The organism is Roseateles sp. (assembly GCF_039595595.1).
Lineage (GTDB): Bacteria > Pseudomonadota > Gammaproteobacteria > Burkholderiales > Burkholderiaceae_C > Roseateles.
Map to the genome: position 1 here is coordinate 100,948 of NZ_JBCNLG010000005.1, position 23,212 is coordinate 124,159.

Genomic DNA, 23,212 nt, shown 5'->3' on the forward strand with positions numbered 1-23,212 from the left:
CGACGGGCCCCGGGAGCGGCGATTGTGGCCGCGCCGCGAACGCGGCGCTAGAGTCGCCGCCATGACACGAGGCACCACCACGACAGGAACCGTCCGCCGCGTCACCGGCGCGGGCAGCGACTTCGCCAATCACTGCATGGAGTTGCTCGCGCCGCTGGGGCCGGTGCTGGCGCGGCGGATGTTCGGGGGCTTCGGGCTCTACGTGGACGGCCTGTTCATGGCCATCATCAGCCGCGACGAGCTCTATCTGAAGGCGGACGCGGCGAGCCAGGCGCGCTACGTCGACGCCGGCTGCGAGCCGTTCCGGTATGCGAAGTCCGGCAAGGACGGCCAGCAGGAGGTCGCCAGCCTGAATTACTTCCGGCCGCCGGAGGAGACGCTGGAGTCGCCCGCGCTGATGCTGCCCTGGGGGCGCCTGGCGATGGAGGCGGCCTTGCGTTCCGCGAACGCGAAACCCAAGGCCAGCACCGCGAAGAAGAGGGCCGGCACCACCGCCGAGCCCAGCACGGAGAAGAAAGTGAAGCCGGTCAAGGCCGCTGCTCCGGTCAAGCGTTCGCCAGGCGCTGGCCGAACAGGCCGAACGAAGGCCGGCGGGTGACGCGGGGATGGCGGGTGGCGCAGGCCTGCGGCGGCACCAGCAGCTGGAAGCGGGCGGTCGGCCAGGCTTCGACGACGAGCTGGGCGCCGCTGTCGACTTCCAGCGTCTCGCCGGCGCTCAGCCAGAAATCCTGCGCCGGCAGCGCCAGGTCACCGCGCTGCGTCACCCAGACCCGGCCCTCGAGCACGTGCAGCTCGCGCCGGCCCGGGCCGATCGGCAGGCTCATCGCCTCGCCCTCGGACAACGCCCATGCGGCGTCGTCGCGGCTGACCTGGATTGATGACTTTTGCATGACGTTCATGATCGGCTCCCGGTCCAGCGGGCGGTCCGCGCACTTGCGGCCTTCCTTCGTGGACATGGTGCAATCCTAGGGTTGACCCGCAGTCCGGTCCAATGAGTGTTCGGGCGTCGATTGATACCATTCGCGCATGAATACCGGTCGCCACCGCCCACTCGCCATCGGTCCGCTGCGCGCCTTCGAGGCGGTCGCCCGCCGGCTGAGCTTCAGCGCCGCGGCGGAGGAACTGTTCCTGACCCAGTCGGCGGTCAGCCGCCAGATCCGGGCGCTGGAGGAGGAGCTCGGCGCGACGCTGTTCCTGCGGGGGACGCGCCATGTCGAGCTCGCGCCGGATGGGAAGCTGCTGCTGTCGGTGGTGGAGCCGATGCTGGAGCGGCTCGATGGGATGGTGCGCCAGATCCGCTCGACCCGCGGCCGGCGCGTGGTCAACGTGACGACGTTCGCCTCCTTCGCTTCGCTGTGGCTGATTCCGAGGCTGGAGGCCTTCCATCGCGAGCATCCGGACATGGACATCCGCGTGTCGGCGCTGGATCAGCTCGTGGAGATGGATGACAGCGAGTTCGACCTGGCGCTGCGCTACGCCGCGCCGAACCGCGTGCCGCCGACGGCGCAGCGCATGTTCGGCGAGATGCTGACGCCGGTGGTGAATCCGTGGGTGGCGGCGCAGGCCAGGGACGGCCAGGCGCCGCCGCTGAGCCAGGCGAGCGATCTGCGGCAGTACACGCTGGCGGAGGAGGATGATCAGCGGCCCAGCGGCATCTTCCTGAGCTGGCGGCGGTGGCTGTCGCTGCACGGCGCGCCGGAGCTGCAGCCTCGGCGCTGGATGTATCTGAACTTCACGTACCAGCAGATCCAGGCGGCAGTGTCCGGGCAGGCGGTGGCGCTGGCACGGCTGCCGCTGGTCTACGAAGCGCTGCAGCGCGGGGAACTGGTCGAGCCCTTCGGGCTGGAGGGGCGGACGGACTGTCCGACGGTGTATTGGCTGGTGCTGTCGCCGCAGGGGCGGGCGCGGCCGGAGGTGGTGGAGTTCGCGCAGTGGATCGCCGAACAGGCGGCGCTCACGCGGCAGGCGATCGGGGAGCCGGATCCGCCAGTGGATGAGCGCTCAGGCTGAGCCAGCGGCCGTCGCCCCGCTCAAGGCGCGACGAGTTCGCGCTCGGTCAGCACGACGGTCATCGCCTGGTCGTGCGGCTGGACTTCGAAAGCTGCCTCGCAGCAGCTCCACGCCAGCCCGATCGTGGTCACGCCCGGATGCGCCTCCAGCCAGCGGTCGAAGTAGCCGCCGCCGTAACCCAAGCGGAACCCCTCCCGCGTATAGCCCAGGCAAGGCACCAGCAGCACTTCCGGCACCAGCACCGGCCCCGTCGCGCTCGGGATGCCGCATTCATCCTTTACCGCCGGCTCCCGCCCATCCCATCTCCGGAACTCCATCGACGCTGGCCCGCGGTCCCCGGCCTTGCGCGCGAACGGCAGCGCCAATTGCATCTCCCCCCCGAGCTCGTGCGTCGCGGCCCAGGCCGCTGCGTTAAATTCCCCTTCCAGTGGCCAGTACAGGCCGAGGGTCAGCGGCTCGAGCTGGCGCAGCAGCGGAAGCAGCTGCTCGCCCAGCTTGTCGGCGGCGAGACGCGCCTCGGCGCCGGCCCACCATTCGCGGCGGCGCGCCAGCAAGGCGCGCCGCAATTCGCTCCGCTCATGGGGCCAGGTCTTGCCGGACGTGCCGGCGGCCTCGGGGGCCATGGGAGAGTCACTCATCGCAGTTCGGCATGAAGTTCGCTCGGATCACTGTAACCGCCCTCGCCGCCGCCCCTCGGGCCGTCATGGCCGTCCTTGGCTCCGTCGCCGCGATCGCCGCGCCGGCGCTCCTGCCCGCGGCCCCGGCCGCCGCGCAGTCGGTCACGGCCTTCAACGTCGTCCCCAACCCGCCGCCGCCGCTGCCCGACCTCGTCACCGATGCCCGCGAGGCCTGGCGCGTCCGCGATCGCGCCAGACTGGCCGCGATGCGGCAGGCGGCTTTCGACCAGCAGCATCCGCTCGCGCCCTGGTTCGACTACTGGGAACTGAACGCCCGCCTGTCCGACGCCCAGCAGCCGGAGATCAACGCGTTCTACGCGCGCTGGCCGGGGAGCTACGTCGAGGACCGGCTGCGCAACGACTGGCTGCTCGAACTCGGCCACCGCCGCGACTGGGCCAACTTCCGGCGTGACCTCGCCGGCTACAAGATGCAGGACGACCGCGAGGTCGTCTGCTACACGCTGCTCGCCGATCCGCCCAAGCGCGACCTGCGCGAGACCGCCCGCGCCGCCTGGTTCGCCCAGCGCGACGCCGACGAGGGCTGCAACATGCTGGCCACCACGCTGCATGAGAACGGCGAGTTCAAGGACGCGGACGTCTGGCGCAAGCTGCGCCTGGTGGTGGAGACCAACAAGCCGCGCGCGGTGAAGCAGGCCGGCGCGCTGCTGGGCAAGCCCGAGCAGGACGCGCTCGCCGAGCTCATGGACAAGCCCGAGCGCTACCTGAACAAGAAGGCCGGCGCGTCGCCGCGCGCGAAGGCGGAGCTGACGATGCTGGCGCTGATGCGTCTGATGGCGACCGACTTCGACAAATCGGAGGACGACGTGCGCCGCTGGGCGCCGAAGCTGCCCAATGACCTGTCGGCGTGGCTGTGGGCCCAGTACGGCCGCCAGGCCGCGCTGCGGCTCAAGGACGAGGCCAACGAGCACTTCGAGCGGGCGATGAAGCTGCAGGCCCGGCTCGGCGGCCCGCTGGAGTGGAGCGACGAGACGGTCGGCTGGATCGCGCGCGCGGCGCTGCGCGGCGACGCCGGCGCGCCCAGACCCGAGCAGTTGCTGGCCGCGATCGCGCTCATGAAGCCTGCGGACCAGAAGGACATCACCTGGCAGTACTGGCGAGCGAAAGCCCAGCAGCAACTCGCGCCGTCCGGCCCCGGCGGCGACGCCCAGCGCCGCGAGGCGCAGGAGACGCTGCGCGCGATCGCCTCGCCGCTGAGCTTCTACGGCAAGCTGGCCGCGGACGAACTCAAGCTGCGCCTGCCGCTGCCGCCGCCCCCCGCCGAACTGACCGCCCAGGAACGCGCCGCCGCCCTGGCCCTGCCCGGGATCCAGCGCGCGATGCAACTGCTGGCCGTCGGCCTGCGCGGCGAAGGACAGCGCGAATGGAACTTCACGCTGCGCGGGCTGTCCGACCGCGAGCTGCTGGCCATCGCCCAGGCCGCCTGCGAGCGCGAACTCTGGGAGCGCTGCATCCAGACCAGCGAGCGCACCAAGGGCGAGATCGACCTGGCCCAGCGCTTCCCCATGCCCTACCGCGCCGACGTCTTCAAGCAGGCGACCGCCGTCGGCCTGGACCCGGCCTACGTCTACGGGCTGATCCGCCAGGAGTCGCGCTTCATGATGGACGCGCGTTCGCACGTCGGCGCCGGCGGGCTCATGCAGGTGATGCCGGCCACCGCGAAGTGGACGGCCAAGAAGCTGGGCGTCGAATTCAGACCCGACATGCTGCACGACCGCGACACCAATCTGCGCCTGGGCACCGGCTACCTGAAGCTGGTGATGGACAGCTTCGACGGCTCGCAGGCGATGGCCGCGGCGGCCTACAACGCCGGCCCGAACCGCCCGCGCCGCTGGCGCGAGGGCCCGCAGCTCGACGCCGCCGTCTGGACCGAGAACATCCCCATCTGGGAGACCCGCGACTACGTGCGCAAAGTGCTGTCCAACGCGACGATCTACGCCCAGTTGATGGGCCGCGAGGGCGGCACGCTGCTGCGCGACCGGCTCGGCCGCGTCATCGGCCCGGCGGCCGCGTCGGCGCCGGACATTCCCGCCAACGGGGGCAATTGATCGCCCGCGCCGACCGCCCCCTCCCATTCCCCCCAACGGAGAGACTCCGCATGCAGCTGATCGTCGGCAACAAGAACTACTCGTCCTGGTCGATGCGCCCATGGGTGCTGATGAAGGCGCTGGGCATTCCGTTCCAGGAACATGTGGTCCGCTTCGACTTCACCCCCGATTCGGCCTTCTACCGCGAGGTCGGCGCCGTGACGCCGACCGGCAAGGTGCCGGTGCTGGTGGACGAGGGCTTCGCGGTGTGGGATTCGCTGGCCATCGTCGAGTACCTGGCCGAGCGCTTCCCCGACGCCGGCGTCTGGCCGCGCGACGCGCGCCAGCGGGCCCGCGCGCGCAGCCTGTGCGCCGAGATGCACAGCGGCTTCAGCCAGATGCGCGGCCTGTGCGTGATGAACATCGACGCCGACCTGCGCACCGTGGGCCCGCGCCTGCTGGCCAGGGAGGCCGGCCTGCGCAAGGACCTCGACCGCGTCGTCGAGCTGTGGACCGAGGCGCTGGCGCACAGCGGCGGCCCCTTCCTGTTCGGCGCCTTCGGCGCGGCGGACGCGTTCTTCGCGCCGGTGGTGATGCGGGTCACGCGCTACGGGCTGCCCCTGCCCGAAGCGCTGCAGGGGTATGCCGGGCGCATCCAGGCCGCGCCAGGCGTGCGCGAGTGGATCGCCGATGCCATCGCGGAGAAGGATTTCCTGGACTTCGAGGAGCCCTATCGCGACGTCAGCGGCCCGGAGCCGGTGCTGACCTTCACGGGTTGAATCAGGGGCTGAAAGAAGAACCGCTTCCGGCCGCCTGTGCGGGCAGGCGGCGGGAAGCGGCGAGGTGGACCGTCGGGACCGGGTTCAGTGGTCGCGGCGGCGGCGGACCAGGAAGCCGACGGCCAGCAAGCCGCCCAGCATCATGGCCTGGGTCTGGGACTCGGACGCGAAGGACGGGATCACGGTATCCGCGCCTTCCTGCTCGTTGACATCCGGCAGCTGGGCGGCGGCCGCCTGGCTCTGCTGGACAAAACTCGTTTCAGCCGCGACGTGAAGCTGGGGAGCTTCCGGCGACGGCAGTTCCTGCGCCTGGGCGGCGAGACCAATTCCGCCCAGCAGGAAGAACAGAACAGACTTCATTCATAAACTCCCTACTGCATGAGCCAACCTGCGGAACTACAACGTCTCTCTCGGTAGCTGGCCTGTTTCCGGACAGGCACTGGTGTGCAGGTGGCATTGGTGAATATACGGAGTCACAGCCTACGTGAGCTATCCCCAGCCTTGGGGATGCTGCGCCGCAACATGAGTGATCAGATGTTTCTTGTCGGGGGTGCCGTTCGTGATGCCCTCTTGGGTCTGCCGGTCCAGGACCGGGACTGGGTCGCTGTGGGAACAACACCCAAGTCCTTGATCGACAAGGGTTTCGTGCCCGTCGGCAAGGACTTCCCGGTGTTCCTGCACCCCGTGACCCATGAAGAGGTGGCATTGGCGCGGACCGAACGCAAGACCGGATCCGGATACCACGGTTTCCAGTTCCACACGGACCCCGACGTCACGCTCGAAGAGGACCTGGGCCGCCGCGACCTGACCATCAACGCGATGGCCCAGGCCGAGGACGGTTCGCTCATCGACCCGTATGGTGGCCGGCGCGACCTGGAAGCTCGCGTGCTGCGCCACGTCTCCCCTGCCTTCGCCGAGGATCCGGTGCGGATCCTGAGGCTGGCGCGCTTCGCGGCCCGATTCGGTGACTTCACGGTCGCGCCCGAGACGATGGCGCTGATGCGCGGCATGGTCGCCGCCGGCGAAGCCGACGCGCTGGTCGCCGAGCGGGTCTGGCAGGAAGTCGCCCGCGGCCTGATGGAGAAACACCCGGCGCGAATGATCGAGATCCTGCGCGACAGCGGCGCGCTGGCGCGGATCGCGCCGGAGCTGGATCGGCTGTTCGGCGTGCCGCAGCCGCCCGCGCATCACCCGGAGGTCGACACCGGCGCGCACCTGCTGCTGGTGCTCGAGGAATGCGCCCGCGTGGACGCGCCGCTGCCGGTCCGGTACGCGTCGCTGTGCCACGACCTCGGCAAAGGCACGACGCCGGAGGAGGAGTGGCCACGCCATCTGAAGCACGAGGCGCGCGGCGCCGCGTTGGCGGCGGCGCTGTCGCAGCGCTGGCGCGTGCCCTCGGACTGCAAGGAACTGGCCGAGCTGGTCGCGCGCGAGCACACGCATGTGCATCAGAGCCTGGACTTCACGCCGGAGGCCCGGCTGCGCCTGATGGAGCGCAGCGATGCATTCCGCCGCCCCGAACGCTTCGAGCTGCTGCTGCTGGCCTGCGAATGCGATGCCCGCGGCCGCGCCGGCCTGCGCGACCGCCCCTATCCGCAGCGGGCTGCGCTGCTGCATGACCTGCGCGCGGTGCGATCGGTGGACCAGGCGGCGATCTCGGCCGCGGCGCTCGCGGCGGGGAAGCAGGGACCCGCGATCGGCCAGGCGATCTACGAAGCCCGCCGCGCCGCGCTCACAGCGTGTGAGAGCGATCGCCCGCGCTGAAGCCCAGCGCGTCGAAGCCCTCACCCGGCGCGAAGCCGATCACCTTGAACAGCTCGCCCATCTCGTGCTCGGCGATCAGCCGGTGCGCCATCGTGCGCTCGGCCAGGCTGGCTTCGGCCATCAGGTCCACGAGGCCGCAGTTGATCAGGAAGTTGGCCTGGCTGGTGTAGCCCAGCACCGTCAGCCCGGCATCCTGACCGGCCAGCGCGATGCCGGTGAAGTTCACGTGGGTCGTGATGTCCTTCTGGCCCGGCAACGCCAGCGGATCGGGATCGGCGCGGTGCAGGTGGTGGCACATCAGCGTGCCGCCGGTGCGCTGCGGGTGGTAGTACTCGGCCTCGGGGAAGCCGTAGTCGATGAAGAAGGCCGCGCCGCGCTTGAGCCGCTCCGCCAGCGTGCGCATGAAGGCTTCGGCCTGCGGATGGATCTCCGTCACCGTGCCCGGCACGACACCGAGGTCGTGCTCCTGCGGCGTCGGCGGGCGCGCGTCGCCGGGCCGGTCGACGAAGTGCAAGGTCCCCTGCCCGTCCAGGCCCACGCCGCGCTGCAGCCAGCGGGCGCCATCCCAGCACAGCAGTTCGACCGGCATCGCGTCCAGCAGTTCGTTGGCGACCAGCACGCCATGAATCTCGTCGGGCCAGCGGTCCAGCCACTCGACGCGCGGCGCGAAGCGCGCCAGCCGCTCGGCCTGGCGCGCGCGCAGCGAGCCCGACAGGTCGACGATGAAGTACTTCGAGACCGGCTGCCCCAGCCCGTCCAGCGTCTCCAGCAGCTGCTCCGCCAGCGCGCCGCTGCCGGCGCCGAATTCGATCACGGTCTCGGTGCCGCTGAGCGACAGCGCCTGCGCGACCTGCCTGGCCAGCGCGCGTCCGAACAAGGGCGAGAGTTCCGGCGCGGTCACGAAGTCCGAGCCCTGCTGCGGCATCGTGCCGAACTTGCGGCGCGCGTTGGCGTAGTAGCCCAGTCCCGGCGCGTACAGCGCCAGGCTCATGTAGCGGTCGAAGGGCAGCCAGCCGCCCGCGGCGGCGATCTCGCCCTGCAGCAGCGCGGCCATGGCCGGATCGGTTTCATGAACGGGCCCGCCTGGCGGCGTGCCGGCGGGCAGGCGGGCCGCGCCGTTCGGGCGGGCGGAATCGGGCGTCTTGGAGGTCATGTGTCTTGTCCGGGAAGCGGGGGCCGGCCGCGTGCGGCCAGCCATGCCTCGAATTCGTCGGCGGGCATCGCGGGCGCGATCACCTCGCCCTGCAGCTCGTCGCAGCCCCATTCGGCCAGCAACTGCCATTGCCGCGCGTTGCGCACGCCCTCGGCGCCCACGCGCAGACCCAGGCCCTTGGCCATCTGCACCACGGCGCGCGTGATCGCCGCGGCGCCGCGGTCGTCCGGCAGCACCGCGACGAAGCTCTGATCGATCTTGAGCTTGTCCAGCGGCAGCCGGGTCAATTGATTCAGCGCCGTGTAGCCGGTGCCGAAGTCGTCGATGGAGATCGCCAGCCCCTGGGCGCGCAACGTCTGCAGCAGCTCGGGCAGGCGGTCGATCTCCTCGGTCAGCATGCGCTCGGTCAGTTCCAGTTCCAGCCATTCGCCCGGCACGCCGGCGGTCTTCAGCACCTGCGCGACCGACCTCGAGAAGCTGGCCAGCCGGAACTGCATGCTCGACAGGTTGACGGCGATCGGCACCGCGGCGACGCCGCGCTCATGCCAGGCGCGCGTCTGGCGCGCCGCCTCGTACATCACCCACTCGCCCAGCGGCAGCATCAGCCGGTGGCGCTCGGCGACGATGATGAAGGCGTCCGGCGTCAGCAACCCGCGCTGCGGATGACGCCAGCGCAGCAGCGCCTCGGCCCCCACCAGCTCGCCGCTGCGCGCGTCGACCTGCGGCTGGTAGAAGAGCACGAACTCGTCGGCCGTCAGCGCCTGCGCGAGCTCGCTCTCCAGCACCAGGTCGGCATAGGCGCTCTCGGCCATCGCGGGCTCGAAAAAGCGGTAGGTCGCGCGCCCGGCGGTCTTGGCGAGGTACATCGCCGTGTCCGCGTGCTGCAGCAGCTCTTCGGGGGATTCGCCGTGCTCCGGGTACATGGCCACGCCGATCGACGGCGTCACCGACAGGTCGCGGCCATCGGCCTGCACCGGCACCTCGACGACGCTGAGCAGCGCATTGAGCACCGTCTGCACGTCCTTGCGCTGATGCACGTCCTCGAGCAGCACGACGAACTCGTCGCCGCCGAAGCGCGCCACCAGGTCGCTGCCGCGCAGGCCGCCGCGCAGCCGCTCGGCGACCGTCTGCAGCACGCGGTCGCCCTCCAGGTGGCCGAGCGAATCGTTGACGCGCTTGAAGTTGTCCAGGTCGATGAACAGCAGCGCCGTGCGCCGCGACGGGCCTTGCAGCAGGCGCTCGCGCAGCCGCTCCATGAAGGTCGAGCGGTTCAGCAGCCCGGTCAGCGGATCGTGCTGCGCCAGATGCTGGATGCGCGCCACCGCCGCCAGATGCGGACGCAGGTCGCGGACGATGGTCATGCGCAGCCGCTCGCCATGGCGCCACAGCGTGCGGACGATGAATTCGACGTCGATGCGTTCGCCGCTGCGGTGCTGGATCGCGGTCGCGTAGCGGGTCTCCTGGCCGGACTCCATCACCGCGCGCACGGTGTCGACCTGATCCGGCGCGATCAGCGACAGCGCCTGGCGGCCGATCAGGTCCTCGAGCGGCCAGCCGATCAGCTCGCAGATCGGCGGGTTGGCGTCGGTGACGATGCCGTCGCGGTGGAAGACGATGCCTTCCATCGACGCCTGCATGAACTTGGCCAGGCGCTCCTCGGATTCGCGCACCGCCGCCTCGGCCTCGCGAAAGCGCGTGATGTCGCTGATCAGCACGAAGCTGGACTGCACCACCGACTCGCCGGGCGGCACGTAAGGGATCAGGTTGACCTCGATCCAGCGCGGCGCGCCGTCGCGGCGCTCCAGCCGGCGCTCGTAGCTGACGGACACGCGCTCGTTGAGCACGCGCTGCACATGGGGCTCGATCTCGGCGGCGGCCTCCTCGCCGATGATCTCGGCGAAGGTGCGGCCCAGCGCGCTGATCTCGTCCAGGCCGAAGCTGCGCGCGTACTGGCGGTTGGCGAAGCGGCAGGTGCGCGTCGCCGCGTCGAAGACCGCGATCAGCACCGGCACGTTGTCGGCGAGCAGCCGGAACTGCGCCGCCTGGTCTTCGGCGGAGGGCGCCGGCCGGGCCGGCGGCAGGGGCGGCACCGGCGCGTTCATTCAGACGCTGCCGTCCTGGTCCCCGGCGCGGGCCGGCGTCTCATCGAGCGTCTTCAGCGCCAGGCACAGGTCTTCCCAGGCGCGTGCCTTGTCGGGCAGGTTGCGCAGCAGGTAGGCCGGGTGGTAGGTGACGATCAGCGGGACGCCCTGGTAGCGGTGCACGCGGCCGCGCAGACGCCCGATCGGCTCCTGGCTGCGCAGCAGTTGCTGCACCGCGAAACGCCCCATCGCCAGGATGATGCGCGGCTGGATGAGCTCGATCTGACGCTGCAGGAAGGGCTCGCACTGCGCCAGCTCGGCCGGGTCCGGATTGCGGTTGCGCGGCGGCCGGCACTTCAGCGTGTTGGCGATGTAGACCTGCCGCTGCGGCGGCGCCTCCTCGCGGCTCAGACCCAGCGCGCGCAGCATGCTGTCCAGCAGCTTGCCGGCCGCGCCGACGAAGGGCTCGCCCTTGAGGTCCTCCTGCTCGCCGGGCGCCTCGCCGACGACCATCCAGTGCGCGCGCTCGTTGCCGACGCCGAAGACGGTGTTCTTGCGCGACTCGCAGAGCGAGCAGGCGCGGCAGGCGGCGACCTCGTCGCGCAGGGCGGGCCAGTCGAGCCGGGCGATCGCCTCGCGCGACGGGCCCGATGTCGAAGCAGGCGGCGGTGCCGCAGGCGTGGCGGACGGCAAAGCTTTCGCCAGCACCTCGGCCACGCGGCGCGGCGCGGGCGGCTCGGCGACGGCCACCTCCGCCGGCAGCTCTACAGGCACCTCCCCGCGCCTGACCGGCGCGGCCATCGGCACGGCGGGAGCGGCGCGCGGCGCCGGCGCGGCGGCGGGCATGGGCGCGATCGGCAGCGCCGGCGCGGCATCGCTGGCCGCGGGCGGCGTCCACAGCTTGAGGCCCATGGCCTCGAGCATCGCGCGTTGGCGGTCGGTCCAGCTCATGCGGCGGGCTCCGTCAGGCGCAGCGTCATCAGCACCGCGTCCTCGCGGCCCTCGGCGCCCGGGTAGTAGCCGCGCCGCAGACCGCTCTGCACGAAGCCGTAGCGCTCGTAGAGCCGGCGCGCGCGCAGGTTGCTCTCGCGGACCTCCAGCCAGACCTGATGGCAGCCGCGGGCGCGCGCCAGCAGGCCCAGGGCGTCGAGCATGCGCCGCGCCAGCCCCTGGCCCTGCCGGGCGGGCTCGACCGTGATGTTGAGCAGGTGCATCTCGTCGATGACCTGCATCGCGAGGAAGTAGCCGCACAGCCGGGCCTGCTCGTCACGCATGACGAAGCCGGCATAGCCCGCGGCCATCGAATCGATGAAATTGCCGCGCGTCCACGGATGGCTGTAGGAGACGGACTCGATCGCCATCACCTCGTCGAGGTCCATCGTCCGCAGCGGCTGCAGCGATTGCAGCGACGGTGGCCAGGCCAGATCCTTGGGCTGGGCGCTCATCGCGGGGCCGCTCCGGGCGTGGCGGCGGCGGACGCCGCGGTGGCCGTGGCTTGCGCGGGCGCGGCCTTCGCGGCCTCCCGCTCGGCGGTCGTCAGCGCGACCTTGTCGCGCACGTACAGCGGCAGCGCGTTGGCGGCGTCCTCAGCCAAACCGGCCTCGAAGGCCTGCTGCGCGAGCGCGCCCAGCGCGCGGGCGCGCGAGGCGGTCGCGGGAATTCTGCGGGCGGCGCCGGTGTCGAGCTCGAACGCGGCCAGCGCGGTGCCGGCGACGATCGCCGGCGGCGTGTCGCGCCACAGCGCGCGCAGCGGGTCGAGGTCGGTCAGCGCCGGCTCCAGCAGGGTCTCCCAGCGCGCGCCGCGCCAGCGATAGCGGCCGAGATAGACCTGGTTCATGCGGGCATCCATCGCCACCCACACGTCGAACGGCGTCATCCCGTCCGCGCCTTCGTCGAGCAGTTGGCGGCGCGCGTCCTCGGCCACCAGCATCAGGCTGTCGAGCGCCAGCACCGGCTTGCCGGCGCCCAGCGCCAGGCCCTGCGCCACCGAGCAGGCCGTGCGCAGCCCGGTGAAGGCGCCCGGGCCGCGGCCGAAGCCGATGGCCTGGACATCGGACAGCGCCACGCCGCACTGCTTGAGCAGCGCCATCGCGTCCGGAACCATCCGCTGCGAGGCCTGGGCCCCGCCATCGGCGTCCAGAAAAGCAGCATGGCCCTGACCCAGAAGGGCCAGAGCCATGTGTTCGGTCGAGCTATCCAGGGCCAGCAACACGCTCATGCCGCAAGTGTAGTGGCCCGGGACGCCCGGGGCGGGGGCAAGCCCCGTCCATCCGGGTCACGCGTCGTTCAGAACGAGTAGCCCAGCGACATCGTGTAGACGATCGGGCGGAAGTTGATCTTCGTGTGCAGCTCTTCCACGCCGTCCTTGGTGGTCGTGTACGAGCGCATCGTGCTGCGCACGTCCGCGTAGGCGGCCGTGCCGGTCAGCGACCAGTTCTTCGAGTACTGCACCGTGAAGCCCGCGTGCGCCGCAGCGCCCCACGAGTTGGTCAGCGTGATGCGCGTCGGGCCGCCGCTGATGGCGTCACCGGTCGGCGTGCTGCGCTTCTTCTCGAAGTAGGTGTAGTTCACGCCCAGGCCCACGAACGGGTGGAACTTCGGCAGCCACTCGCCCAGGTGGTAGTTGACGAACACCGTCGGCGGCATCTGGCGCACGACCGCGATCTGACCGGCATTGGCCAGCACGCCGTTGCCGTAGATCTTGTGCGAGGGCGGCACGCCCAGCACGATCTCGCCGCTCCAGCGCTCGGCGAAGCGGTAGGTGTAGCCGAAGCCCACCGTGGTCGCGTTGCCGACGCGGATCTGCGGGCCCGGATCCGGGAACTGCTTGCTGCCGCCGGCCAGCGGCGCGGCCTTGCTGTTCACGTCGATGTGGGCCAGGCCCACGTAGACGGTGTGCGTGCCCACCGCGGGTTCCTCGGCGCGCGCGGCGCCCGCCAGTGCCATCAGCGAGGCGGCCAGGATGAGGGGGATGTTCTTTTTCATGGATGGTGTCTCCGTTCTGGTCGCCGGGAATTACGGCTGGGAAGCCAGCACCGATTGGAAGAAGCCACGCGCCAGCGCGTTGCAGAACGGCGGCACCAGCGTGCCGTGATACGCGCCCTGCACCGCCGCCGCGCCGGCCGCGCCGCCGCCCGCCGCGGCGGACGTGGCCGCCTTGGCCTGGGCGAAGCCGCCCGCGATGGTGGCCGCCGTCGTCGCGCCGGCCCAGGACATCGACGCCGCGCTTTCCAGGTTGGACGCCGGCACCGCCTTGCCGCGCGAGCCGAAGTCGGCCTGCGCGTCCGTGGTGTTGAAGAAGAACACCGTCGGGTCGTTCGCGCCGCCGCACAGCGCGACCGGCGCCTTCGGCGTCCAGCCCAGCAGCGTGTTGGTCTGCAGCGCCTTGCGGAAGTTCGAGGTCGGGTAGCCGGTGCGGAAGGTGTCCGTCAGCAGGCCGCCAGTGCCGAACAGCTTGGTGAAGGTCGGGTCGGCCGGCAGCTTGCCTTCCTGGATCAGCTGGGTGATCGACTCCTTGGACGGGAACAGCGTCTCGGCCGTCGCGGCGAACTGCGACTGGTAGACGTCGGACGGGGCCGAGTAGATGTTGCCGTAGGCCTTCTGGTAGCTCGTCAGCATCAGCGGCAGGAACAGCGTCGCGCCGGCATTGACCGTGCCGCTGGTGATGGTGTCACCCAGCTTCACCAGGTTGTACGGGCCGGACATCGGCGCCGCGGCGGTGACGGTGAACTCGGACGCATAGTCGCGCTCGATGACCTTCTGCGTGGCCATCGCGACGTGGCCGCCCTGCGAGTAGCCGGCGATCAGCAGCTTGGCCGACGGCTTGACCGCGCTCTCGGCGTTCAGGTGCGTCTTGGCGGCGCGCAGACCGTCGATCATGTCGATGGCGGAGTTCTCGGCGTTCAGGTACGGGGTGTACTGCAGGCCCGAGCGGTCATAGCCCATGTAGTTCGGAGCCACGACGATGAAGCCCTGCGCGGCGTAGAACGCGGCAACCAGCGAGCCTTCGGCGTTGGTCGAGAGCTGGGCCATGTTGAAGGCCTGGTCGGTCGTCGTGCCGTGCGCGTAGAGCAGCACCGGGCGGTTGCCCGTGCACACCGCGGCCGTGCCGGACGGCACCAGCACCGCGGCCGAGGCCGTGGCCGGGTTCCCCTGAGGATCGCGGGTCCAGTAGTAGACATAGCGCACGTCCACGCCGCAGGCGGCCTTGCCGGACAGCGCCTGCACGCCCTTGGCCTGCGTGCCCGCGTCGATCTGGTCGGCCGTGGCGGCGCCGGCCAGCAGGCCCAGCTCCAGCGTGCCGCGCGCGGGCGGGGGATCGTCGCTCGACGGGTTGCTGCCGCCACCGCAGGCGCTCAGCATGGCGGCCGCGACCAGCGTCAGGCTGGCCAGTTTGAATTGGCTGTTCATTCGGACTTCTCCAGGGGTTGTCTCCGTCGTTCACGCCGTCCCGGCGAGTGCGGTCGGCATTAAATCGAACGGTCGTTCGTTTTTCTCAGGGATCACTGTAAGCGGTCGTCAGGTGGACGCTCCAAAAGGAAAACCCTGACACACCGCAGCATGCCAGGGTCCGGGAGTCACGTGACGCACAACCTGACCCCTTCGAGGCGCGGTTGCAACACTGGGGTCATCGATAGGCGAACAACGCAGGATCGTGCGATCCCGCGCCGTCGCGGGCGCCGTCAGAACGGGTTGTTGGTGGCGCGGTTCGAGGCCTGCAGGGCCATGTTGTTGTGCATGATCGGGCCGACCAGCAGGTCCGAGGCCCACATGTGGCTGGTGGACGTGGCGCTGGTGACCAGCGTCAGGTCGGTGCACACCGGCGGCAGCGAGGTCGCCAGGCACGCGGCGTCGGCCGAGTTCGTCGCGCCGTAGGCGGTCGGGAAGCGGCTCATCGTGCCCATCAGCTCATCCGTGAGGATGAGGCCGATGTAGTGGCCGTCGTTGCGGATCTTCAGGCGCAGGCCGACGTTGAAGCGGCGCGACAACTCGGACAGCAGCGCGGCGCGATCGGCGTCGGCATGGGCGGCCTTTTCCTTGAACGCGAACGGCGACAGGCCCATGTCCTGCACGGTGGACAGGATGATGCGGCCGTCGGCGTCGGCGATGCGGTTGACCTGGGCGGCCAGCTGCTCGCCCCGGGCCTGCGCGGCATTGCCCAGCGTGCCGGCGTCCTGCGCCGGGAACTGGGCGTAGAGCTCCATCACGTCATTGGCGCCGGCCAGCACCGTGACCAGGTCCTTGTTGTTGAAGCCGTCCAGCGCGAACTGGCGGTCGATCTGCGCGGTCACGTCGGCGACCTTGGCGCCGGCGGCCGCGTACATGCGCGCGGTGGGCGTGGCCAGCTTGTCGACGTTGCACTCGGCGAAGACCAGGCCGAAGCGGCTGGCCAGTTGCTGCACCCAGATCGCGTTGGACGTGCAGACCACGGCCTTGGTGGTCGTGTCGGTGCCGTTGATCGTGTACTTGGTGCCGTCGGTGCGGATGGTGCTGGTCTCGTCACCGAAGGCGATCATGCGCTTGGGCGCAAAGGGATCGATCTGCTGGCCGCCGCCACCACAGGCCGCCAGCATCGCGGTCGCACCCAGCAGCACGGCCAGGTGGCGCTTCAGACTCTTCATGAACTCTCCAAATCTCGAAAACTCAGCGGGGCGCGAATGCCGCCGCCGCGCGGGACAAGCGGTCCCGTACCCCATCCCAGGCGGCCTCCTGTGGAGGCGCCTCGATCCAGATCTCCGCGGCGCCGGCCGCGTCCAGCTCACGCAGGACGGCGAACAGTTGCCGCGCCGCCGCGCGCGCCTGGGCCGGCATGGCCCGATGCAGCGCCGGCGCCGGCTCGGCGAAGGACGTGCGGGAATATACCGCCAGCCCCGCCGGGCGTTCGCCTGACAACGCGTCCCGCAGCGCCTCGGTGGACAGCAGCCGGACCGTGGCCCGGGGCGCGTAATGGGCAGCGAGTGTGCCCGACGCGCGCGGCGCGCGCGCGTCGGGAGCTTGTAAAGGGAGGCCGGCCGCGGCCTCGAGCTGCTCCGGCGTCAGCACGCCGGGGCGCAGCAGCGTCAACCCGCCGCGGCTGACGTCGACGATGGTCGACTCGATGCCGACGTCGCAGGCGCCGCCGTCCAGCACCGCCAGGCCGGGCTCGAACTCGGTGGCGACGTGCTGCGCGGTGGTCGGGCTGACGCGGCCGAAGCGGTTGGCGCTCGGCGCCGCCAAGCCCTCGACGCCGAGCGCGCGGCACTCGGCCATCAGCGCGCGGAAGACCGGGTGCGAAGGGCAACGCAGGCCGACCGTGTCCTGTCCGCCGGCGGCAGCGGCCGCGATGCCGGGCACGCGGCGCACGATCAAGGTCAGCGGGCCGGGCCAGAAGGCCTCCATCAGGCGGTGGGCCACCGGGGGCAGGTCCTGCGCGAAGACGCGAGCGCCCTGCTCGTCCAGCACATGGACGATCAGCGGATGGTCGCTGGGCCGGCCCTTGGCGGCAAAGATCTTCGCGACCGCGCCGTCCTGGTCGGCGCGCGCCGCCAGGCCGTAGACGGTCTCGGTCGGCACGCCGGCCAGCTCGCCCGAGGCGAGCACGCGTGCGGTCTCGCGCACCGCGGCAGGCGACTGTCCGTCGAGCACCATCGCGCCGCCCTCCGTCACCACGTGTCCGGCAGGCCCAGCAGCGCGCAGGCGCGGCGCGCGTTCGCGCGGGCGTCCTCGGCCGTGGCGCCGATCACGTTCAAGTGACCCATCTTGCGGCCCTGGCGCGCCTGCGCCTTGCCGTACAGGTGCAGCTCCGCGCCGGGCAAGGCCAGCACCCCGGCCCAGTCGGGCGCGCGCTCGCGGCCCTCGGCGTCGAACCACAGGTCGCCCAGCAGGTTCAGCATCACCACCGGCGAATGCAGGCGCGGCTCGCGCAGCGGCAGGCCGGCCATCGCGCGGACCTGCATCTCGAACTGCGAGAGATCGCAGGCGTTCATCGTGTAATGGCCCGAGTTGTGCGGGCGCGGCGCCATCTCGTTGACGACCAGACGGCCGTCCTTCAGCACGAAGAACTCGACGCACAGCACGCCGACGTAGCCCATGCCGGCCGCGATCGCGGCGGCCGAGCGGCGCGCCTGCGCCTGCAGCGCGGCGTCGACATCGGGCGCGGGCACCTCGGTGACGGCCAGGATGCCGTCGCGGTGCAGGTTCTGCTGGACCGGGTAAGTGACGACCTCGCCGCCGGCGCCGCGCACGACCAGCACGCTCAGCTCCAGCGCGAGCGGCAGCATCTGCTCGAGCACGCAGTCGACGCGGCCCAGTTCGTCGAAGGCCGCCGCGAGTTGCGCGCGATCGGCGACGCGGCGCTGCCCCTTGCCGTCGTAGCCCAGCCGGGCGGTCTTCAGGATGCCGGGCAGCAGCGTGTCCGGCACGGCCGCCAGATCGGCCGAAGAACGCAGCACCGCGTACGGCGCGCACGGGACGCCGCTGGCGTCGAAATGGGCTTTCTCGCGGGCGCGGTCCTGGCAGATCGCCACCGCCGCCGCGCCCGGCGCGACGACGCGCGTGCGTGCCAGTTGCTCCAGCGCGCGCGCGGGCACGTTCTCGAATTCGGTGGTGACGGCGTCGCAGCGGCGGGCGAGCTCCTCGAGCGCCGCGGCATCCAGGTAGTCCGCCTTCAGATGATCCTGCGCGACCGCGCCGGCCGGGCTCGAGGCATCGGGATCGAGCACCACGCAGCGGTAGCCCAGCGCCTGTGCCGCATGGACGAACATGCGGCCGAGCTGGCCGCCTCCCAGCACGCCCAGCGTCGCATGGCCCGGCAACAGCGGCAGCAGCGGCATCAGCGCAGCTCCTCGCTCATCGCGGTCGCGGCGGCGGTCTGGCGCTTGCGGAACGCGTCGAGCCTGGCGCGCAGGTCCGCGTTGTCGCGCGCCAGCACGGCCACGGCGAACAGCGCCGCGTTGCCCGCGCCGGCGGTGCCGATCGCGAAGGTCGCCACCGGGATGCCCTTGGGCATCTGCACGATCGAGTGCAGCGAATCCACGCCCTGCAGATGGCGGCTGGCCACCGGCACGCCCAGCACCGGCACCAGCGTCTTGGCGGCCAGCATGCCGGGCAGATGGGCGGCGCCGCCGGCCCCGGCGATGATCGCCTTCAGGCCCCGGCCCTCGGCCTGCTCGGCGTAGGCGAACATCTCGTCGGGCATGCGGTGCGCGGAAACGACCCGCGCCTCGAACGGCACGCCGAACTCGGTGAGAATGTCGGCGGCGTGCTTCATGGTCTCCCAGTCACTGCTGGAGCCCATCACCACGCCGATGACGGGGGCGATGGCGGGAGTGGTGGCGCTGCTCACGGGTCGGTCCTCGATCTGTCAATCGTGAAACCTTGAATTGTAGGCGGGCAGCCTCAGGTGCCGTTCTTGCCGCTTGGCGAACACCCCCCGCCCCCGCTGATCTCCCCACCATGACCGACATCACCCTCCAGAACTTCGAAGCCGACCTCTTGCAGGCCTCCATGCAGCAGCCGGTGCTGCTGGACATCTGGGCGCCGTGGTGCGGTCCGTGCCGCACGCTGGGTCCGATGCTGGAGAAACTGGAGGTCGCCTACGCCGGCCGCTGGAAGCTGGCCAAGCTCAACAGCGACGACCAGCCGGAAATCGCGACCCAGCTGAGCCAGGCCTTCGGCGTGCGCTCGATCCCGTTCTGCGTGATGTTCGTCGGCGGCCAGCCGGTGGACGGCTTCGTGGGCGCGATCCCCGAGGCGCAGATCCGCGAGTTCCTGGACCGCCACGTGCCCACCGGCGAGGCGCTCGAGGCCGAGGAGGACCTGGCCGAGGCGCAGGCGCTGATGGAGGAAGGCGACAGCGACGGCGCGCTGCAGAAGCTGCAGGCGGCGGTGCAGGCCGACCCGGCCAACGAGACGGCACGCTTCGACCTGATCCGCGCGCTGCTGGAGGACGATCAGCTGGAGCACGCCAAGGCGGCCTTCGCGCCGGTGGCGCATCTGGCCGCGGACACGATCACGCCGCATCCGCGCTTCCAGGCGCTGGCCGCGTGGATCGCCGCGGCGGAGCGCGCCGAGCAGGGCCTCGATCCCGCCGCGCTGCAGGCGGCGATCAGCGCCAACAAGCGCGACTTCGACGCCCGCTTCGCGCTGGCGCAGGGCCTGTTCGCCGGCCGCGACTTCACCGGCGCGATGGAGGAGTTGCTCGAAATCATCATGCGCGACAAGACCTGGAACGACCAGCTCGCGCGCAAGACCTATGTCTCGATCCTGGAGCTGATGACCAAGCCGGCCCCGCCGGCACATGGCGCCGCGGCGCCGCAGGCGGGCGGCGGGCTGCAGCTCTCCGGCCCGAGCACCGTGGCCCCGGCCGATCCGCTGGTCGACCAGTACCGCCGCAAGCTCAGCATGGCGCTGTTCTGATCACCGATCAGCAGTTCCTGATCAGAAGAGGATCCGCCCCACGCCGGCGCGGGTCAGCCGGTCCAGTTCCTGCGGATCGGCCTCGTTGTCGGTGACCAGCACGTCGATGCCGGCGCAGTCGCAGACCTGCATGCGGCTGCCCTGGCCGAGCTTGCTGGCATCGGCCAGCAGCACCCGCTGGCGCGCGCGCGCCAGCATCGCCTGCGCCACCGCGACCTCGGCCCACAGATAGCTCATCGCGCCCTGGCGCGCGTCGAGCGCGGTCGGCGACACCAATGCGAGGTCCACGCGATGCCGCGCGATCTCGGCCACGGTGAACTCTCCGAAGGTGGCCGAGGTCTCCGGCACGAACTCGCCGCCGAGCATCAGCACCTCGTGCCCCTGCCGGCCCGCCATCGCGTCGCACACCGCGACCGAGTTCGTGATCACCCGCAGCGCCGGCTCCTGGGCCAGCGCCTGCGCCAGCGCGTGGGTCGTCGACCCGGCGTCGATGAACAGGCTCATGCCCGGCTTCACCAGCGTCAGCGCCTGGCGCGCGATCGCCTGCTTCTGCCGCCGGCGCGACTGCACCCGCTCCGCGTAGCTGGCCTCGGCCGGCATCTCGGACGGCACCGCGCCGCCGTGCACCCGCGCGAGCTTGCCGCCCTGCTCCAGCTCGATCAGGTCGCGGCGCACCGTCTCGCGCGATACGCCGAGTTCGCGCGCCGCCTCGTCCGTCGTCAGCCGGTGCCGCTCGCGCAGCAGCAAGAGGATCTTGTCGTGTCGTTCCTGAGACCACATGGCTCGGTTGTTCTCCCCGATGACTGCCGCCGGCGACACCTGCCTCGCCTGGCGGCTCCCGCATTCATCCAGACCCGAGCCTCAATGTCGTGACAGTTTGAGGATTCATTTGTGATGTTGTGGATTTACAGCGGCAGAAGCGGGCAGAGCTGTGGTTTCTCGTGTTTGTCGTTGTCTTGTCGTGGACGGTTGTGACAGTGCGAGGCGTTCGATCCTCAAACCGCCCCCTTCACCGCACCGAGTCCACCCATGAAGCACCCGATGCCCTGCGCCCTGGCGCTCGCCCTGAGCCTGGCGTACGCCCTCCCCGCCTCCGCCCAATCGACCGCACCGTCCACGGACGCCTCCGACCGCGCCGAACTGGAGCGCGTCACCGTCTCCGTCGGCCGCGGCCAGCTGCGTTCGGTGCAGAGCCTGAACCAGGCGGAGTTCGACAACGCGCCCGCCGGCACCAGCCCGCTGGCGACGGTCGCGCGCCTGCCGGGCGTGAACTTCCAGGCCGCCGACGGCCTGGGCAACTACGAGTGGTCGACGCGCTTCACCGTGCGCGGCTTCTCGCAGAACCAGCTCGGCTTCACCCTCGACGACGTGCCGCTGGGCGACATGTCCTACGGCAACTTCAACGGCCTGCACATCAGCCGCGCGATCTCGAGCGAGAACGTCGGCCGCGCCTCGCTGTCGCAGGGCGCGGGCGCGCTGGAGGCGGCGTCTTCGAGCAACCTGGGCGGCACGCTGCAGTTCTATTCGAACGACCCGGCCGGCCAGTTCGGCTTCAGGGCCTCGCAGACGCTGGGCAGCGACTCGGCCACCCGCACCTTCCTGCGCGTGGACAGCGGCGCGTCCTCGCTGGGCCAGGTCTACCTGAGCTACACGAACCAGGACGCCGACAAGTGGAAGGGCTCCGGTCAGCAGAAGCTGGAGCAGTGGAATTTCAAGTGGGTCAAGACCGTGGGCGACAGCCGCTTGTCTGCCTTCGCCAACACCTCGCGCCGCCGCGAGGTCGACTATCAGGATCTGTCGCTGGACCTGATCAAGCGCCGCGGCGACACGCTGGACAACTTCTATCCGGACTTCACGGCCGCGGTGAACGCCGCCAACACGCTGTGCCAGCCGAGCAACTACGTCGCCGCCTGCGATGACCAGTACTACGCCGGCGCCGGCCTGCGCAACGACGAGCTGGCCGGCGCCACCGCCGACCTGCGCCTGGCCACGAACACGACGTGGAAGACCACCGCGTACTACCACCACAACAAGGGCATGGGCCTGTGGTTCACGCCGTACACCGCGACGCCGGCGCTGAAGGACGCGACGGGCAACGACATCGCGGGCACCGGCTCCCCGATCGCCGAGCGCACCACCGAGTACGGCATCCACCGCTGGGGCGTGGTCTCCAACGCCGAGATGGACCTGGGCGAGCACCTGCTCAAGGCCGGCGTCTGGTTCGAGGACAACGACTTCGATCAGGCGCGCCGCTTCTACGCAGTGCGCCCGAACGCGCTGCCCAGCGTCTACCAGTTCCCGAGCAACCCGATGTCCACGCAGTGGCAGTACGGGTTCAATACCAAGACCACGCAGTTCTCGCTGTCCGACACCTGGTCGGTGACCAAGGAGTTGACCGTGGGCGCGGGCTTCAAATCGCTGAAGGTCAAGATCGACGGCCAGCTCGAGGCCGGCACCGGCCCGTCGGGCTCGATCACCGCGCAGAAGAACTTCCTGCCGCAGCTGGGCATCAACTACCGCCTGTCGGCGAGCAATGAGCTCTACGGCACCATCGCCCGCAACATGCGCGCCTATCAGGGCGCGGCGACCGGCACCTCGCCGTTCGCGACCACGGCGGCGGGCTTCGACGCGATCAAGGGCACTCTCAAGCCGGAGACCTCCGACACCGTCGAAGCCGGCTGGCGCACCAGCGGCCGCGGCTACGAGGGCTCGGTCAGCGCCTATCTCGTGAACTTCAAGGACCGCCTGCTGAGCATCCAGCAAGGCAGCGGCATCCAGGGCAATCCGGTGGTGCTGTCCAACGTCGGCGACGTGCGCGCCACCGGGGTGGAAGGCGCGCTGTCCTTCCGCCTGGCGCCGACGCTCACCTGGTACAACAGCGTGAGCCTGTCCAAGTCGACCTACCGCGACGACGTCGTCAGCGGCGGCACGCCGGTGGCGATCCGCGGCAAGCGCGTGACCGACGCGCCCGACACCATGGTCAAGTCGCAGCTCGGCTACGACGACGGCGCGCTGTTCGGCAGCATCGGCGTGGACTACATGTCCAAGCGCTACTACTCGTACACCAACGACGCCTCGGTGCCGGACCGCACGCTGGTCAACGTCAGCGCCGGCTACAAGATGAAGAACGTGTCGATGCTGCGCGAGCTGAGCCTGCAGGCCAGCGTGAGCAACCTGTTCGACAAGCACTACATCTCGACGATCGGCTCCAACGGCTTCACCAACAGCGACAAGGACGGCACCTACGCCACGCTGCTGCCGGGCGCGCCGCGCCAGTTCTACGTCACGCTGACCGGCAAGTTCTGAC

The 23,212-nt window shown here is 70.6% G+C and carries 22 protein-coding genes; 7 read left to right on the forward strand and 15 right to left on the reverse strand.

Annotated elements, in window-relative coordinates:
- The first annotated feature begins 61 nt into the window (after positions 1-61).
- Complete coding sequence (locus ABDW61_RS08750) at positions 62-598, forward strand: TfoX/Sxy family protein (protein WP_343638063.1); 537 nt, start codon at positions 62-64, stop codon at positions 596-598.
- Here the strand turns inward: ABDW61_RS08750 and ABDW61_RS08755 are convergent.
- Positions 546-956 (reverse strand): DUF2917 domain-containing protein, encoded by a 411-nt coding sequence (locus ABDW61_RS08755; RefSeq protein ID WP_343638064.1) that lies wholly within the window; start codon positions 954-956, stop codon positions 546-548. The genes ABDW61_RS08750 and ABDW61_RS08755 overlap by 53 nt on opposite strands.
- Before the next feature lie 70 nt (positions 957-1,026).
- Between ABDW61_RS08755 and ABDW61_RS08760 the strand changes: the two genes are divergently transcribed.
- Entirely contained in the window at positions 1,027-2,010 is a 984-nt protein-coding gene (locus ABDW61_RS08760) for a LysR family transcriptional regulator (protein ID WP_343638065.1), read from the forward strand.
- Positions 2,011-2,030: 20 nt separating this feature from the next.
- On the opposite strand, the gene ABDW61_RS08765 is transcribed toward ABDW61_RS08760, so the two are convergent.
- Entirely contained in the window at positions 2,031-2,648 is a 618-nt protein-coding gene (locus tag ABDW61_RS08765; RefSeq protein ID WP_343638066.1) for a 5-formyltetrahydrofolate cyclo-ligase, read from the reverse strand.
- Positions 2,649-2,713: 65 nt separating this feature from the next.
- Here ABDW61_RS08765 and ABDW61_RS08770 point away from each other — a divergent pair, with 65 nt between their 5' ends.
- Positions 2,714-4,753: a transglycosylase SLT domain-containing protein gene (locus ABDW61_RS08770; RefSeq protein WP_343638067.1), complete on the forward strand. Its 2,040-nt coding sequence runs from the start codon at positions 2,714-2,716 to the stop codon at positions 4,751-4,753.
- A 50-nt stretch (positions 4,754-4,803) separates the two neighbouring features.
- Complete coding sequence (locus tag ABDW61_RS08775; protein WP_343638068.1) at positions 4,804-5,511, forward strand: glutathione S-transferase; 708 nt, start codon at positions 4,804-4,806, stop codon at positions 5,509-5,511.
- An 84-nt stretch (positions 5,512-5,595) separates the two neighbouring features.
- Here ABDW61_RS08775 and ABDW61_RS08780 read toward each other — a convergent pair whose 3' ends face one another.
- Positions 5,596-5,871 carry a hypothetical protein gene (locus tag ABDW61_RS08780; RefSeq protein WP_343638069.1) on the reverse strand — a complete coding sequence of 92 codons (276 nt, stop codon included), beginning with the start codon at positions 5,869-5,871 and terminating at the stop codon, positions 5,596-5,598.
- 162 nt (positions 5,872-6,033) lie between these two features.
- Between ABDW61_RS08780 and ABDW61_RS08785 the strand changes: the two genes are divergently transcribed.
- On the forward strand, positions 6,034-7,275 hold the full coding sequence (locus ABDW61_RS08785; RefSeq protein ID WP_343638070.1) for a multifunctional CCA addition/repair protein: 1,242 nt from the start codon (positions 6,034-6,036) through the stop codon (positions 7,273-7,275).
- Here ABDW61_RS08785 and ABDW61_RS08790 read toward each other — a convergent pair.
- From ABDW61_RS08790 to purE, 11 genes are all read right to left on the reverse strand, one after another.
- The gene (locus ABDW61_RS08790; protein ID WP_343638218.1) at positions 7,244-8,329 is read right to left on the reverse strand and encodes an SAM-dependent methyltransferase; all 1,086 of its coding nucleotides are present in this window, start codon (positions 8,327-8,329) and stop codon (positions 7,244-7,246) included. The two genes, ABDW61_RS08785 and ABDW61_RS08790, sit on opposite strands and share 32 nt — an antisense overlap.
- Before the next feature lie 95 nt (positions 8,330-8,424).
- Entirely contained in the window at positions 8,425-10,530 is a 2,106-nt protein-coding gene (locus ABDW61_RS08795; protein ID WP_343638071.1) for an EAL domain-containing protein, read from the reverse strand.
- Positions 10,531-11,460, reverse strand: coding sequence for a uracil-DNA glycosylase (locus ABDW61_RS08800; protein WP_343638072.1), 930 nt, complete (start codon positions 11,458-11,460; stop codon positions 10,531-10,533).
- The gene (rimI, locus tag ABDW61_RS08805) at positions 11,457-11,954 is read right to left on the reverse strand and encodes a ribosomal protein S18-alanine N-acetyltransferase (protein ID WP_343638073.1); all 498 of its coding nucleotides are present in this window, start codon (positions 11,952-11,954) and stop codon (positions 11,457-11,459) included. The genes ABDW61_RS08800 and rimI overlap by 4 nt, the downstream gene beginning before the upstream one ends.
- Positions 11,951-12,727 (reverse strand): tRNA (adenosine(37)-N6)-threonylcarbamoyltransferase complex dimerization subunit type 1 TsaB, encoded by a 777-nt coding sequence (gene tsaB, locus ABDW61_RS08810; RefSeq protein ID WP_343638074.1) that lies wholly within the window; start codon positions 12,725-12,727, stop codon positions 11,951-11,953. The genes rimI and tsaB overlap by 4 nt, the downstream gene beginning before the upstream one ends.
- A 68-nt stretch (positions 12,728-12,795) precedes the next feature.
- Entirely contained in the window at positions 12,796-13,494 is a 699-nt protein-coding gene (locus tag ABDW61_RS08815; protein ID WP_343638075.1) for an OmpW family outer membrane protein, read from the reverse strand.
- A 30-nt stretch (positions 13,495-13,524) separates the two neighbouring features.
- Positions 13,525-14,919 carry a lipase family protein gene (locus tag ABDW61_RS08820; protein WP_343638076.1) on the reverse strand — a complete coding sequence of 465 codons (1,395 nt, stop codon included), beginning with the start codon at positions 14,917-14,919 and terminating at the stop codon, positions 13,525-13,527.
- 272 nt (positions 14,920-15,191) lie between these two features.
- Complete coding sequence (locus ABDW61_RS08825) at positions 15,192-16,130, reverse strand: esterase (protein ID WP_343638077.1); 939 nt, start codon at positions 16,128-16,130, stop codon at positions 15,192-15,194.
- 22 nt (positions 16,131-16,152) lie between these two features.
- On the reverse strand, positions 16,153-17,136 hold the full coding sequence (locus tag ABDW61_RS08830) for an L-threonylcarbamoyladenylate synthase (protein WP_343638078.1): 984 nt from the start codon (positions 17,134-17,136) through the stop codon (positions 16,153-16,155).
- 14 nt (positions 17,137-17,150) lie between these two features.
- Positions 17,151-18,320 carry a 5-(carboxyamino)imidazole ribonucleotide synthase gene (locus ABDW61_RS08835; protein ID WP_343638079.1) on the reverse strand — a complete coding sequence of 390 codons (1,170 nt, stop codon included), beginning with the start codon at positions 18,318-18,320 and terminating at the stop codon, positions 17,151-17,153.
- A complete protein-coding gene (gene purE / locus ABDW61_RS08840) occupies positions 18,320-18,784 on the reverse strand; it encodes a 5-(carboxyamino)imidazole ribonucleotide mutase (protein WP_343638219.1) in 465 nt (154 codons plus the stop codon). Before purE ends, ABDW61_RS08835 begins: the two co-directional genes overlap by 1 nt.
- A gap of 158 nt (positions 18,785-18,942) precedes the next feature.
- On the opposite strand from purE, the gene ABDW61_RS08845 reads away from it, so the two are divergent.
- Positions 18,943-19,905 (forward strand): tetratricopeptide repeat protein, encoded by a 963-nt coding sequence (locus tag ABDW61_RS08845; protein WP_343638080.1) that lies wholly within the window; start codon positions 18,943-18,945, stop codon positions 19,903-19,905.
- A 21-nt stretch (positions 19,906-19,926) separates the two neighbouring features.
- On the opposite strand, the gene ABDW61_RS08850 is transcribed toward ABDW61_RS08845, so the two are convergent.
- Entirely contained in the window at positions 19,927-20,685 is a 759-nt protein-coding gene (locus tag ABDW61_RS08850; RefSeq protein ID WP_343638081.1) for a DeoR/GlpR family DNA-binding transcription regulator, read from the reverse strand.
- Positions 20,686-20,934: 249 nt separating this feature from the next.
- Here ABDW61_RS08850 and ABDW61_RS08855 point away from each other — a divergent pair, with 249 nt between their 5' ends.
- Positions 20,935-23,211, forward strand: coding sequence for a TonB-dependent receptor (locus ABDW61_RS08855; RefSeq protein ID WP_343638082.1), 2,277 nt, complete (start codon positions 20,935-20,937; stop codon positions 23,209-23,211).
- The last annotated feature ends 1 nt before the right edge of the window (position 23,212 follow it).

Coding starts and splice junctions, on each gene's coding strand:
- ABDW61_RS08850 (WP_343638081.1), bottom strand. CDS start 20,685: ATGTGGTCTCAGGAACGACACGACAAGATCCTCTTGCTGCTGCGCGAG.
- ABDW61_RS08790 (WP_343638218.1), bottom strand. CDS start 8,329: ATGGCCGCGCTGCTGCAGGGCGAGATCGCCGCCGCGGGCGGCTGGCTG.
- ABDW61_RS08800 (WP_343638072.1), bottom strand. CDS start 11,460: ATGAGCTGGACCGACCGCCAACGCGCGATGCTCGAGGCCATGGGCCTC.
- ABDW61_RS08815 (WP_343638075.1), bottom strand. CDS start 13,494: ATGAAAAAGAACATCCCCCTCATCCTGGCCGCCTCGCTGATGGCACTG.
- ABDW61_RS08825 (WP_343638077.1), bottom strand. CDS start 16,130: ATGAAGAGTCTGAAGCGCCACCTGGCCGTGCTGCTGGGTGCGACCGCG.
- ABDW61_RS08755 (WP_343638064.1), bottom strand. CDS start 956: ATGTCCACGAAGGAAGGCCGCAAGTGCGCGGACCGCCCGCTGGACCGG.
- tsaB (WP_343638074.1), bottom strand. CDS start 12,727: ATGAGCGTGTTGCTGGCCCTGGATAGCTCGACCGAACACATGGCTCTG.
- ABDW61_RS08775 (WP_343638068.1), top strand. CDS start 4,804: ATGCAGCTGATCGTCGGCAACAAGAACTACTCGTCCTGGTCGATGCGC.
- ABDW61_RS08820 (WP_343638076.1), bottom strand. CDS start 14,919: ATGAACAGCCAATTCAAACTGGCCAGCCTGACGCTGGTCGCGGCCGCC.
- ABDW61_RS08845 (WP_343638080.1), top strand. CDS start 18,943: ATGACCGACATCACCCTCCAGAACTTCGAAGCCGACCTCTTGCAGGCC.
- ABDW61_RS08855 (WP_343638082.1), top strand. CDS start 20,935: ATGAAGCACCCGATGCCCTGCGCCCTGGCGCTCGCCCTGAGCCTGGCG.
- ABDW61_RS08780 (WP_343638069.1), bottom strand. CDS start 5,871: ATGAAGTCTGTTCTGTTCTTCCTGCTGGGCGGAATTGGTCTCGCCGCC.
- ABDW61_RS08835 (WP_343638079.1), bottom strand. CDS start 18,320: ATGCCGCTGCTGCCGCTGTTGCCGGGCCATGCGACGCTGGGCGTGCTG.
- ABDW61_RS08765 (WP_343638066.1), bottom strand. CDS start 2,648: ATGAGTGACTCTCCCATGGCCCCCGAGGCCGCCGGCACGTCCGGCAAG.
- ABDW61_RS08760 (WP_343638065.1), top strand. CDS start 1,027: ATGAATACCGGTCGCCACCGCCCACTCGCCATCGGTCCGCTGCGCGCC.
- ABDW61_RS08750 (WP_343638063.1), top strand. CDS start 62: ATGACACGAGGCACCACCACGACAGGAACCGTCCGCCGCGTCACCGGC.
- ABDW61_RS08795 (WP_343638071.1), bottom strand. CDS start 10,530: ATGAACGCGCCGGTGCCGCCCCTGCCGCCGGCCCGGCCGGCGCCCTCC.
- ABDW61_RS08785 (WP_343638070.1), top strand. CDS start 6,034: ATGAGTGATCAGATGTTTCTTGTCGGGGGTGCCGTTCGTGATGCCCTC.
- rimI (WP_343638073.1), bottom strand. CDS start 11,954: ATGAGCGCCCAGCCCAAGGATCTGGCCTGGCCACCGTCGCTGCAATCG.
- purE (WP_343638219.1), bottom strand. CDS start 18,784: ATGGGCTCCAGCAGTGACTGGGAGACCATGAAGCACGCCGCCGACATT.
- ABDW61_RS08830 (WP_343638078.1), bottom strand. CDS start 17,136: ATGGTGCTCGACGGACAGTCGCCTGCCGCGGTGCGCGAGACCGCACGC.
- ABDW61_RS08770 (WP_343638067.1), top strand. CDS start 2,714: ATGGCCGTCCTTGGCTCCGTCGCCGCGATCGCCGCGCCGGCGCTCCTG.